The organism is Nostoc sp. KVJ20 (genome assembly GCF_001712795.1).
In the GTDB taxonomy this organism is placed as follows: domain Bacteria; phylum Cyanobacteriota; class Cyanobacteriia; order Cyanobacteriales; family Nostocaceae; genus Nostoc.
In genome coordinates this window covers 26279-38803 of sequence record NZ_KV757570.1, presented here as the reverse complement: position 1 = coordinate 38803, position 12525 = coordinate 26279, and the positions used below count along the sequence as shown (strand labels likewise).

Annotated in this window: 10 protein-coding genes; 8 read left to right on the top strand and 2 right to left on the bottom strand. The window is 39.2% G+C overall.

What is annotated here, in order from left to right; all coding sequences use genetic code 11:
* Positions 1-3 precede the first annotated feature (3 nt).
* From A4S05_RS06005 to A4S05_RS05975, 6 genes are all read left to right on the top strand, one after another.
* Complete coding sequence (locus A4S05_RS06005) at positions 4-1659, top strand: B12-binding domain-containing radical SAM protein (protein ID WP_069068922.1); 1656 nt, start codon at positions 4-6, stop codon at positions 1657-1659.
* A 98-nt stretch (positions 1660-1757) separates the two neighbouring features.
* Entirely contained in the window at positions 1758-1946 is a 189-nt protein-coding gene (locus tag A4S05_RS06000; RefSeq protein WP_012411100.1) for a CPXCG motif-containing cysteine-rich protein, read from the top strand.
* Positions 1947-1965: 19 nt separating this feature from the next.
* A complete protein-coding gene (locus A4S05_RS05995) occupies positions 1966-2412 on the top strand; it encodes an SRPBCC family protein (protein ID WP_069068921.1) in 447 nt (148 codons plus the stop codon).
* A gap of 687 nt (positions 2413-3099) precedes the next feature.
* Positions 3100-3861, top strand: a complete 762-nt coding sequence (gene crtW, locus A4S05_RS05990) for a beta-carotene ketolase CrtW (protein WP_069068920.1) — start codon at positions 3100-3102, stop codon at positions 3859-3861.
* A 113-nt stretch (positions 3862-3974) separates the two neighbouring features.
* A complete protein-coding gene (cofG, locus tag A4S05_RS05985) occupies positions 3975-4955 on the top strand; it encodes a 7,8-didemethyl-8-hydroxy-5-deazariboflavin synthase subunit CofG (protein ID WP_069068919.1) in 981 nt (326 codons plus the stop codon).
* Positions 4956-5443: 488 nt separating this feature from the next.
* Positions 5444-6997, top strand: coding sequence for a flavin-containing monooxygenase (locus A4S05_RS05975; protein ID WP_069068918.1), 1554 nt, complete (start codon positions 5444-5446; stop codon positions 6995-6997).
* Here the strand turns inward: A4S05_RS05975 and rppA are convergent.
* Positions 6994-7692 carry a two-component system response regulator RppA gene (rppA, locus tag A4S05_RS05970; protein WP_069068917.1) on the bottom strand — a complete coding sequence of 233 codons (699 nt, stop codon included), beginning with the start codon at positions 7690-7692 and terminating at the stop codon, positions 6994-6996. The genes A4S05_RS05975 and rppA overlap by 4 nt on opposite strands.
* A gap of 76 nt (positions 7693-7768) precedes the next feature.
* Here rppA and hisG point away from each other — a divergent pair, with 76 nt between their 5' ends.
* Positions 7769-8413, top strand: coding sequence for an ATP phosphoribosyltransferase (gene hisG / locus A4S05_RS05965; protein WP_069068916.1), 645 nt, complete (start codon positions 7769-7771; stop codon positions 8411-8413).
* Between the two features lie 638 nt (positions 8414-9051).
* Positions 9052-9471 (top strand): hypothetical protein, encoded by a 420-nt coding sequence (locus A4S05_RS05960; protein WP_069068915.1) that lies wholly within the window; start codon positions 9052-9054, stop codon positions 9469-9471.
* A gap of 100 nt (positions 9472-9571) precedes the next feature.
* Here the strand turns inward: A4S05_RS05960 and A4S05_RS05955 are convergent, their stop codons facing one another.
* Complete coding sequence (locus tag A4S05_RS05955) at positions 9572-12481, bottom strand: hypothetical protein (RefSeq protein ID WP_069068914.1); 2910 nt, start codon at positions 12479-12481, stop codon at positions 9572-9574.
* Between the last annotated feature and the right edge of the window lie 44 nt (positions 12482-12525).

The window sequence follows — 12525 nt, the reverse complement described above, 5'->3', positions numbered from 1 at the left end:
CCTGTGACATCATCTGTATTTGACTTTGAACGCCTTCTTTTTACACCCACCACCCCAGACACCAACGCTATCCCCATAATCTTCGCCTTTCCCAACGAGTACAGCGTAGGTATCACTAGCCTTGGTTATCAAGTAGTGTGGGCAACTTTTGCAATGCGTGATGATGTGCAGGTGAGTCGCCTGTTTACCGATATTCACGAACAGCTTCCCAGAACGCCGGAAATTGTGGGATTTTCTATTTCGTGGGAACTGGATTATGTGAATATTCTAAATTTGCTGGAATCTTTAGATATTCCAATTCGAGGAAATTCTCGTGATGATTCTCATCCGATAATTTTTGGTGGTGGCCCCGTTCTTACTGCTAACCCTGAACCTTTTGCAGATTTTTTTGATGTCGTTTTACTGGGGGATGGCGAAACCCTATTAGGGAATTTTATTGAGGCTTATAAAGAAGTCAGAAATGCCTCAAGACAAACTCAACTAAAAAGACTTGCACAAATACCAGGAATTTATGTACCCAGTTTGTATGAGGTGGAATATCACACAAAAGATGGTCAAGTAAAGTCTATTAAACCGATTTCTCCCGAAACTCCCGCAGTGGTGCAAAAGCAAACTTATCGGGGAAATACTCTATCGGCATCCACTGTAGTCACCGAAAAAGCCGCCTGGGAAAACATTTACATGGTGGAAGTGGTGAGAAGTTGTCCAGAAATGTGTCGCTTTTGTTTGGCGAGTTATCTCACACTACCTTTTAGAACAGCCAGTCTGGAAGATTCATTAATTCCAGCGATCGCAAAAGGTTTAGAAGTCACAAATCGGCTAGGATTATTAGGGGCTTCAGTTACTCAGCACCCAGAATTTGAGACTTTGCTAGATTATATTAGTCAGCCAAAGTATGATGATGTCCGCCTCAGTATTGCCTCAGTGCGAACCAATACTGTTACAGTCCAGTTAGCGGAAACTTTGACGAAACGAGACACGCGATCGCTTACCATTGCTGTAGAGAGTGGTTCCGAGAAAATCCGCCAAATCGTCAACAAAAAGCTGCATAACGACGAAATTATCCAAGCAGCCATAAATGCCAAAGCTGGCGGATTAAAAAGCTTGAAACTCTACGGAATGGCAGGAATTCCTGGTGAGGAAACAGAAGATTTAGAACAAACTGTGGCGATGATGCGTAATATCAAAAAAGCTGCGCCGGGATTGCGCTTAACATACGGTTGCAGCACCTTTGTACCCAAAGCACATACGCCTTTTCAATGGTTTGGGGTAAATCGCCAAGCCGAAAAGCGGTTGCAGTTTTTGCAAAAACAGCTAAAACCACAGGGAATAGAGTTTCGCCCAGAAAGCTATAATTGGTCGATTATACAGGCTTTATTGTCGAGAGGCGATCGCAGACTCTCCCAACTTCTGGAACTTACTCGTGACTTTGGCGATTCCTTGGGTAGCTACAAACGTGCTTTCAAGCAACTCAAAGGGCAAATCCCCGACTTAGATTTCTATGTCCACGCCGAATGGTCAACAGAACAAGTATTACCCTGGAGCCACTTGCAAGGGCCTCTGCCACAGTCTACACTACTAAAGCATTTGGCTGATGCTAAGAGTTATATCAATCCATGCCCAAAAGAATTACAGCCAGTTCTGGGGACTAGGAACTAGGGACTGGGGACTAGGAATTAAAAGTTAATACTCAACACCCAGTACCCAGTACCCAATACCCAGTCCCCAATACCATTGAATTCATAGCTGAAAACTTGATGCAAAACACAGCCGAGTATTACTGCGCCTATTGCGGCGAACCCAACTTAACTTTTATTGATTTGAGTGCTGGAGGACAGCAATCTTACGTTGAAGATTGTCAAGTTTGTTGTAACCCAAATATTTTGTATGTGCGGGTTGATGAAGATACCCTAGATATCGAAATTGATACTGAATCTGAAAGCTGAATTTTAGGTTTTTCTTTCCATGCTGCACTTTAAACATTCCTCAATCATTAATGCCTCACCAGAAGTAGTTTGGAAATTTCATGAAAGGCCAGATATTTTACAACTATTGAATCCACCTTGGCAGCCAGTCCAAGTGGTTCGTCGTGAGGGAGGGCTAAACGTGGGCGCTATCACCGAATTTCGCTTGTTTCTCGGCCCATTACCCTTAACTTGGTTAGCCCGTCATACTGAATGTGAAAAATATCGCCTGTTTACCGACGAACAAATATCTGGCCCCTTTGAATCGTGGGTACATCGACATGAATTTGAATCAGAAAATGGCAAAACCAGATTAACTGATGCTATTTCCTTCTCTATGCCTGGTGGAGGAGCAATTGAATTTGTCAGTGGTTGGCTAGTGCAAGCGCAATTAGAAGCAATGTTTCGCTACCGCCACTATGTGACTAAACGAGAATGCGAGTCATAAAACCTCTAACTTTGGTTAGATTTTTTGGCATCTGAAATACTATTGAGCTAATTTCAAAGTATTTTCTGAGAATTTTAAAAATCTCATCCTTACCAAAGATAGTAATGCTTTAGAGTTTAGATTTAATTCTTATAGGACTCATATTTGATTTTTGAAAATATCAGTCCTATAGTCTGAACTTTGGAGCGATCGCTTGGCAAAGATCGGTTTTTAGCCTACATTAGTTTGGGATCTCAAGTGCTACAGCATCATGCACCAATTACTCCACTTCATTCCCTACTCTTGCCGCTAATTATGTTACTGGCTTTTTCCCATACTTCGGCTGTTTAAACAGCCCTATATTAAAACCACTAGTTTTTATAATCACCAAAGCTATCAGTGCTATAACTTACATAATTCAACCGCCATAACAAAAACAGTTGTTGGTATGGGGATTATATGTGTAATAATAGTTCAAGTATCTTAATATTTCTAAATGTCTTATAGCGTTTACTAATAATAGTCCCTTCATCCCTTGTGGGGAGGGGGTGGGGTTCTTGTATCTCACTCAAGCTAAAACCGCTATAAGTGTTGGCACTATTTAATGCAAAACACTGACCACTAATAGAGTTTTCTGGCTGGTGGTTAGTGCTTTTTGTTGTGGCTTATTTTAGGAATTTTCACCTGAATACGAGGCGGAGTAAAAGCGTGATTCAATTAGAACAACCACCCAGTCATCAATCAAAAGTGACTCCAGTAGTGAAAAGCAAATCTCAGTTTAAAGGGCTTTTCATTGCTATTGTCATTGTTAGCGTATGGGTAATTAGTCTGAGTTTATTACTCTCCCTTGACATCTCAAAATTACAATTTTGGATGCTAATTCCCAGCATACTTTGGCAAATATTTTTATATACAGGATTATTTATTACATCTCATGATGCTATGCATGGGGTAGTGTTTCCCCAGAACAGCAAAATTAATCATCTTATTGGGACATTAACTTTATCTTTTTATGGACTTTTACCATATAAAAAATTATTGAAAAAGCATTGGTTACACCACCACAATCCAGCAACTCAAATAGACCCAGACTTTCATAATGGTAAACACAAAAACTTTTTTGCTTGGTATTTACATTTTATGAAAGGTTACTGGAGTTGGGGACAAATAATTGCTCTAACCACTATTTATAACTTTGCAAAATATGTACTCCATATACCCAGTGATAATTTAAATTACTTTTGGGTATTTCCTTCGCTTTTAAGTTCATTGCAATTATTTTATTTTGGTACTTTCCTCCCACATAGTGAACCAACCGAAGGCTATATTCAGCCTCATTGTGCCCAAACTATTAGCCGTCCAATTTGGTGGTCATTTATTACGTGCTATCATTTCGGCTACCACGAAGAACACCACGAGCATCCTCATATTCCTTGGTGGCAATTACCAGAAATTTACAAAGCAAAATAGTTTTTGTTTATCTAATAAGTAAGTGAGCGTGAATAATTAAAGGTTTGTAGTCAGTTTCTCCAGACCTTAAAATAAATCTGGGGCTGCTTACTAAGAGCCAATTTATTCTGTTTATGCCAATTAATAATTCTCGTCTTGTAACCTATAGCCCTGCTTATACAATCGTTCCCACTTACGAGTGCTTTAATCGGTGTAGTTACTGCAACTTTCGCAGCGAACCGGGTAAAAGTCCCTGGATGAGTCTTTCAGATGCAGACAGTATTTTAAAACCACTTCAAAACGAAAAAGTCTGTGAAATTCTCATACTTAGCGGTGAAGTGCATCCACATTCGCCAAAGCGTCAGGCGTGGTTTGGGCGGATTTATGATTTGTGTGAATTAGCGCTTTCAATGGGGTTTTTACCTCATACAAATGCGGGGCCACTGAGTTTTGAGGAGATAGAAAAGCTCAAGCGTGTGAATGTTTCGATGGGGCTGATGTTGGAACAGTTAACGCCAACATTGTTAAATACTGTACATCGGCACGCACCGAGTAAATTACCAGAAGTTCGTTTACAACAATTGCAATGGGCGGGAGAGTTACAGATTCCCTTTACAACGGGGTTGCTGTTGGGAATTGGAGAAACTGTAGATGATTGGTGGGAAACATTGACAGCTATATCTGAACTGCATCAACGTTATCACCACATTCAAGAAGTTATCTTGCAACCTCATAGTCCAGGACATCAGCAAACCTTTGATGCGTCACCTTTTAATCCTCATCAGTTACCAGAAGTTATTTTTAGGGCGCGTCAGATTTTACCGCCAGATATTACTATTCAAATTCCGCCGAATTTAGTTAAAGATGACCGATGGTTACTCGCTTGTATTGAAGCTGGTGCGAGAGACTTGGGTGGGATTGGCCCAAAAGATGAAGTGAATCCTGATTATCCCCATGTTCAGGAACAAGCATTAAAAGAAATTTTACAGCCTGCGGGGTGGGAATTGGTAGCGCGATCGCCAGTTTATCCGCAATTTGATAGCTGGTTGTCGGGAGAGTTACAAACAGCAGTGAAGCGCTGGCGCAAGACTCTAACCCCAGTTTCTCTTTTGTAATAAAAAAGTTCATTTTTCAGAGATTTTTTGAGAAACTGCCAAAGCCTTTCAATTGGATAAAGAAGTCGGGGATCTAATTTTTCATAAATGATTTAGGACTGCTATAGCAATATCTAAAATGGTTACTGAGCAGATGGTGAGCGGAGTCTAACCATGCCGAAGGGCTACGCCTACGAACAATTTGACTGCATACTGAAGCGTTTTTAGTGAGACAGGCAATATTTCACAGCCTTCTGCAAAATCTTCAATTAAGTTTTGAATCTGCGAGTTATCAAAACCTGCTTTGCAGATTAAACTTACACAAACCTCATTGATAATTTGCATCCTAAAAAGTAGGTTTTATTGACTTGTAACGTTTGTGCCTATTTAATCATTGATCAATAATGTCTGCTATTTCTTTAGGGCCCACGACAGATGTAGTTCAAATAAATAAAACCTACTGTAAATTCATCTTTGCAGAAACTATTTCATAATTTACATAAAAAAGAATGGAAATCAAACAGATTTGCGTTATCGGGGCTGGAATCAGCGGACTGGTGACAGCTAAAACTTTTATCGAAGAAGGCTATGACGTTACTGTATTCGAGAAACAAAAAGGACTTGGTGGTGTTTGGGAAAAGTCTCGAACTTACCCAGGATTAACAACCCAAAATACGGGTGACACCTATAGTTTTTCAGACTATCCTATGCCTGCATCCTACCCAGAGTGGCCCACAGCAGAACAGATGCGGAATTACTTAGATTCATACGCCCATAATTTTAGGGTTCTTGAGAGAATTCGCTTCCAAACGGAAGTTACCAATGTTTCCCGAAAAACTGGAGAACGACCAGGATGGGTAGTTACCATCAGAATGAAGGAAGGTAATGGGGGTGAGACAAAAGAGGAAAAACACGAATTTGACTTTGTCTTAGTGTGCAATGGCACATATAGTATCCCCAAGCTACCTTACTTACCAGGTGGGGAGGAGTTCGCCGCATCTGGAGGAAGAGTACTGCATTCTACCGAGTTTAACGATGCTTCAATCATTGAGGGTAAGCGGGTAGTAGTAGTGGGTTTTGGCAAATCTGCCTGCGACATTGCGACTTTGGCAGCAAACATAGCCAAAGAATCTACCCTCGTCTTCCGTCAGCCCTTGTGGAAAATTCCTAGATTTTTCTTGGGTTTAGTAAACCTGAAGTATGTTTTATTAACCCGCTTTTCAGAAGCTTGGTTCCCCTACCGTAAGATGGGACGGATTGAAAAAATGCTGCACACTCTGGGTAAGCCACTAGTGTGGACTTTCTGGCAGACTAACGAGATGGTGCTACGCCTGCAATTCGGTCTTGATAGCTGCGGTATGTTGCCCGAACAACCGATGAATCAGGCTAACTGTGGCATTAGCATAGCTCCTCCAGATTTTTTCAAGTACATACACTCTGGTAAAATTCAGGCAATAAAAACCAGCATCGCCAAGTTTATCCCTGGTGGTGTGGAATTAGCTAATGGTCAGCAGTTGCAGACAGACATAGTAATTTTTGGAACAGGATTTCGCCAAGAACTTCCATTTCTTGAGGAAGAATATCGGCGACAGGTAATTGATGAAGATGGTAATTTTAACCTTTACCGTTATCTGATTCATCCTAATATTCCACAGATGGGTTTTGTTGGCTATAACAGCAGTTTTTACAGTCAGTTGACATCAGAAGTTGGTGCTTGGTGGTTGCTAGAGTATGTCCAAGGCAACTTGTTATTGCCTTCGCCGCCAGCCATGTATCAAGAAATGGCAGCAGATATCGATTGGATGAAAACTCAATACAATAGCGTTGTATCGAAGGCAACATGCATAACCTCGTTTTCCTTACGTTATACTGAGCAACTCATGGAAGATATGGGTGCAAATAATCAGCTTGGTGTCTGGAAGGGAATTTCACAAATTATGATGCCTGTGGATTTATCCCTCTACAACAAACTTCGACAGGAATTAAAATCGCAAAGATTGAAAAATTTTCATGATTCTCCTACCAATGAGCCGAATCATTGTGAGTTGAAAGTAGACGCTTAAACTGACTCCACTGAGGAAGCACCGAAACGATAGCCTTTGCCGTAGACTGTGTGAATCAGCGTAGTTTCTCTACCTACCTCAATCTTGCGGCGCAACAGGCGAATTAATGCCGCTATCACATTACTACTAGGTTGTTCTTCCTCTTGCCACAAATTTTGCATAATCTGAGCATGAGTTAGTAGCTGTCCCGTGTGTTCCATAAAATATTGCAACAACTGACTTTCTTTTTGCGATAGCTCAATTATCCGTCCTTGACGATAGGCTACTTGATTTTCACAATCGAGTTCTAAATCAGCGACAATTAGACGTCCAGTGGTGGTTTCATAAGTTTGAGAACCAGAACGACGCAATAAAGCACGAACTCTCGCTAGTAACTCCCGCAGTTCAAAAGGTTTAACTAAATAGTCGTCAGCACCAGCATCTAAACCTTCTACGCGGTCATCCAAAGTATCCTTGGCTGTGAGAAACAGCACGGGGGTAGTTTTGCCTTGGCGTCGCAATTCCTGACAAATCTCTAACCCCGTTTTTCCTGGCAGCATCCAATCTAAAATCAGTAGGTCATAATTGCCTGCTTGTGCGTGTTTACTGCCACTTGTGCCATCGTAAGCGGCATCAACAGCGTAACCCTCACGAGTTAATAAGCGACTCAGGGGTTCAGTTAGTTCAATTTCATCATCAACTAATAAAATTCTCATGCTGCTTGTGGTAAGCATATAGAGATATTCTCAATATTATTCAACTGTCGAGACGCTAAGGATACCAATAAAAAGAATGCTGACTGTTGCATTGCCAAAAGGTGAACTACTTAAAAATAGCATCCGCCTGCTACAAGCTGTGGGATTAGATTTTAGTGCTTTTTTAGATTCAGGAACTCGCCAACTTCAAATTCCTGACACAAAGGGAGTTGCAAAAGCTTTGTTGGTGCGGGCGCAGGACGTGCCGGTGTATGTAGAATATGGTCAAGCACAACTGGGTGTTGTCGGTTACGATGTGTTGCGGGAGAAGCAGCCGCAAGTTGCCCACTTGGTAGATTTGCAGTTTGGGCATTGTCGGATGTCTGTGGCGGTAAAAGCATCGAGTTCTTACCGATCGCCTTTAGATTTACCACCGCATGGTAGAGTTGCTTCCAAGTATGTAAATTGCGCTCGTGAATATTTCCACAGTCTAGATTTACCTGTGGAAATAGTGCCGTTGTATGGTTCAGTGGAATTAGGCCCGATTACTGGAATGTCAGAAGCGATCGTGGATTTAGTTTCCACAGGGCGAACTTTGCGCGAAAATGGTCTGATTGAAGTTGCTACTTTGTATGAAAGCACGGCGCGGTTGATTGCCCATCCTCTGAGTTACCGCCTGAACACGGGTAATCTGAGTGACGTGATTGCCAAGCTGCGAGAGGCCGTTTTGGTAAGTGTTTAATACCAATCTGTAATTCGTAATATTCCTTAGAGAAATCGGGAATATTGTTGTACTGACTTGCATAGGGGTACAGCTATGTGCATTGGTGTCAACTTAAGCTAGAAATAGCTTCGCTGCGGGCTTCATAACCCGCCAGAGAATGAATTCTCTGGCTCATAGCTAAAGTCTACTGAAGTAGACTGAATATTTTTGGCGATATCTAGTCATCTTCAGATNNCGGACGTGCGGTTTTGCGTTAAGTTGACACCAATGAGCTATGTACCCCTAAATTGTCTTGCATACGATGCGTAGCAGCTTTCCGTATAAAAAGATTAAATTTTTTCTTTAATCCCTCAGCATAGAATCAAAGCGTCAGTGATTGCCGCAACTCCTCATCATCCCTTTACATAATTTTAGTCATATCAATATAAACCCTGAAACACTTACCAAAAAAAGGATAGAACACTTACGTAACAATACGAAGCCTAAAAATGTCCATTTTTAACAAAATGCTCACAGCAAGGGTTATATATTTTTATCTGCCAAAAGGAATTAAGAAAAGATTACGCCTTTACTTTTACTAGTTGAGGTTGAATCTGCATTCCCAAGCAAAATCTGGGAACGAGCTTAAGGCAAAAGCATGAGGAGTTAATAAAATCATGAACAAATTATCTATAATTCTTCAGGGAAGTATCTGTCTATTAGGTTTAGTGAGTGCAGGAAGCTTTTTAGCCGCGCCAGTAACAGCACAACAAGCTACTGCTCGTGGTGCTGTTAGTCTAATTAGACCTTCTGGTACTTTTCTTGGTGTCAGTGGCGAGTTAATTTTACCTTCCGGCTCATCCCTTGATAATGGTATAACAATTACACCTACCTATGGAGGGACAGCAGGTGGAAATAATGAAACTATCACTAGTCTGACAATAACCCCAGGATTAGTTCAAACTAATACACCCTCTAGCCCAAACTCATTGATTGATCCAATAACAAGTTCGCTAAATAATAGTGTTTCAATTGAAGATATAACAACTATAATCCGATCTGGAACTGGTGTTAATAGCTCAGGTGCTTTAGATTAGCCTGATTTGTATATTGAGCACTGCTTACTGATGCCGAAAAAATTCTATTTTAAAGCTTGTAGCAGTGCTTACTCTACAGTTATTACATATATTAATATTATCAAAATCGATAACCACCTTGAATTTGTAAATCAAATCCATTTTCACCCGTACCAATTTTAGATTCTAAAAAAACATTATTATCGGTAAAGTTATATCTAAAAATAGCTCCATAGTTTAAGCCAGATAATCGGCTATTTAAACCCAAATTCCTTGTAGTATAATTTTTAATATAAGCACCAACAGATAAATTGGTACTGACTTTTTGTAAACCCTGTAACTCATAGAAAAGACTTTTCCCTAACTCTAGACTTGTATTAATATTCAAACCAGTTCTAATACTAAGGTCACCACTAAACAGTCCTAGCAACTCACCATTACTATTTTCTTCAACAAAAGCTATAGCAGGTGCTAAAGAAAAGCTTAGATTTCTTTCTTGATGATTAAAGTAATAGCTGAGAACAGTAGAGAAAGGATTATTACTATTCGATGCACTATTCCAGTCAATTTTTAATGATGGTACATGAGTATTGATAGCTACAGGTTTTTTATCTGAGTTTAACTGGACATGAGTCTTAATATAGTTAACCAGAAGATTAGCATATATGCCCACAGATGGTTCTGCTAAACCTAAATTATTATTAGAAACTCCAGGCGCAGAGTTGGCATTGATATTAAACCAAGTTCCCAAGCTAGCACTATAATTTAAATTACCAGTAGAGCCTGCTGCTAATAATTCGACTGAAGGTAAAGATAGATAACCGTTAAAACTGTTAAAATTTACCCCTATAAGATCAACTCTGGTGAGTTCAAAATAATCGAATGCTAAATCAAATGTCCTGACTGGAATTGGTACTATAGTGTTATCTTCAGAACTAAACTTTTGTACAAATTGTCTCCCTTCGGAGTTAGTTAAAATAACTTCAGCAGCAGTAGATTCGTTAATAGGATTAATATCAGTATTAGTCAGAGGAATTTGATTTCCTATAAAAGTTAGAGGGCCAAATCTTTCATTAGAAAGTCTGAGGGTTGAAAAGAATGTATCACCGGGATCTAAAAGTTCAATATCTCTTTGTAAAAATTGGACTGCTCGCTTGTGATTTCCTGTTCTTATTTGCAAGATACTAGAGTCATTGGGAGTAATTTTACTCTGAAGTGTCAAATTTCCAGATACCTGTTCTAGACTAGTCGCTCCATTAGAATAGGCTAAAGTCCGATTAATTCTGTTGTTAATTTGTCTTCTTTGATCTGGTGTAGACTTTGTATTTAAGGGAACAAAACCTTCACCGTTTTTAAAGCTTTGTCGCGCTTCTGCTAAACTTTCGTTAATATTATCTATTTTAATGAATTCAAAGATTCCACCCAATGCCAATCCTAAAGTAGAATTAGCTGTTTGTATCCCATCAATACTGAATTCGCTGAAATTAGCTGTAATAGATATTCCTGGACTAGAAAAGATATTAGAATAAGTAGCACTAATTTTTTCTGGATCATATTGAATAATACTGCGGTTATGAGGGTAGCTAACATATAGTCTGTGCCAATTAGAAGTTTTTTGTGTCTCAGATAAAACTTCAAATATGGGATCTCTTTTGCCGAAAGATACCCAAGATAAAGAATTTAAATAAGACAAATCTCTCTCAAGTGGTGTCAAGAAAGGATTAACTGCTATATTCAATAAATCAAAATTATCAAATTTGTCTCTTTGGGTAATTTTAATACCTGGTAATGAAGAGACGGGAGCAGTAAAGCCAAAACCTGCGCCTGTCAAAATATTACCCCATAAAATACCAGTTGCTTCTAGAACAGAATCAGGAATAATTTCGCCTAGTTGCAGTCTAACATTCCCCCCATCTAGTAAAGGCTTTAAATTCGTAGTGGGAAAAGCTTGGATAATTCGAGGTGTATTACTAGCATCTAATAAGTCAAATAAAGCTCCGCCACCGTCATTACTCAAGGTGGAACCACTACCAATAATTGGTGTAATATTTTCTAGAACTGTGACATTAGGATCTTCAGGATTGATTCCACTATTAATGATCACTCTCCCAGCAGGTATTCCTTCAGGATTAACTAGTTCTCCTGCTATAGAAACTATAGAAAAATCATTAATTTCAGCTTCACCGATTAATTCATCAAAATTAACAGGTAGACTAGTAAGATATTGTAATCCCCAAAATCCTTGAGTTGACGTCATATTTTGGGTACTGTAAGTTTCAGTAGCTCTACCTTGTGCAAGAATACCTACTTGTGTACCTTTAGTCTCAATGACTAATCTATTGTTATCGAGAACCCAGTAAAACTGGTCTTCTTTGGGAAATTTAGCATAGGTAAATTTATCAATAAACTGATTGTCTCCAGAAAATCTAATATTTAAATCTGTATCTATATAATTTTCGTCTTCATTTGGTTTAAATAACTGAGGTTTAAAAGTAAGGTTATCTGTAGGGTTAATAATCCACGGATACCTATTAGCGCTAATTGTTAGAGCATCAATAATTATTTTTTTCTGATTTGCTTGTTGTTGCTTTTTAGCTTGACGTAGTTTTTCTATTAGTATTTGTTGTGTTGTTGTATAGGGTTTTTGTTCATTTGAAGTTGACGGTTTAATTGTATCCGGCTGAGTTTTTTCTTCTTGCTCAGGTGGCTTGGGAGGCTCTATTTTATATTCTTCAATTGGGATAACGTCAGCTATGGTAAAGCTGCGTAACTTTTTGGCTTTTTGTAATCGAGAGTTAGCATCTTTTAAAGTTTTTTTTAACAGCGTTTGGCTTAGTAAATTATCTGTTGTATTCGAGTTCGATAAACTTTTATCAATAACATTTGCATTATTTTCTACTTTCAAAGCAACACTATTCTGCTCGTTATATTCTAAGGCAAACGCAGAAAATTGAACCAGGATTACTTTGAACAAAATTGTTGAAGACAAAAAGCACGTTACAATTACTTTTAGATTTTTTTTAAATCTCATGAGTGAGATTATTAGAATTCTTCGAGTTGAAATTTTACAGGTTT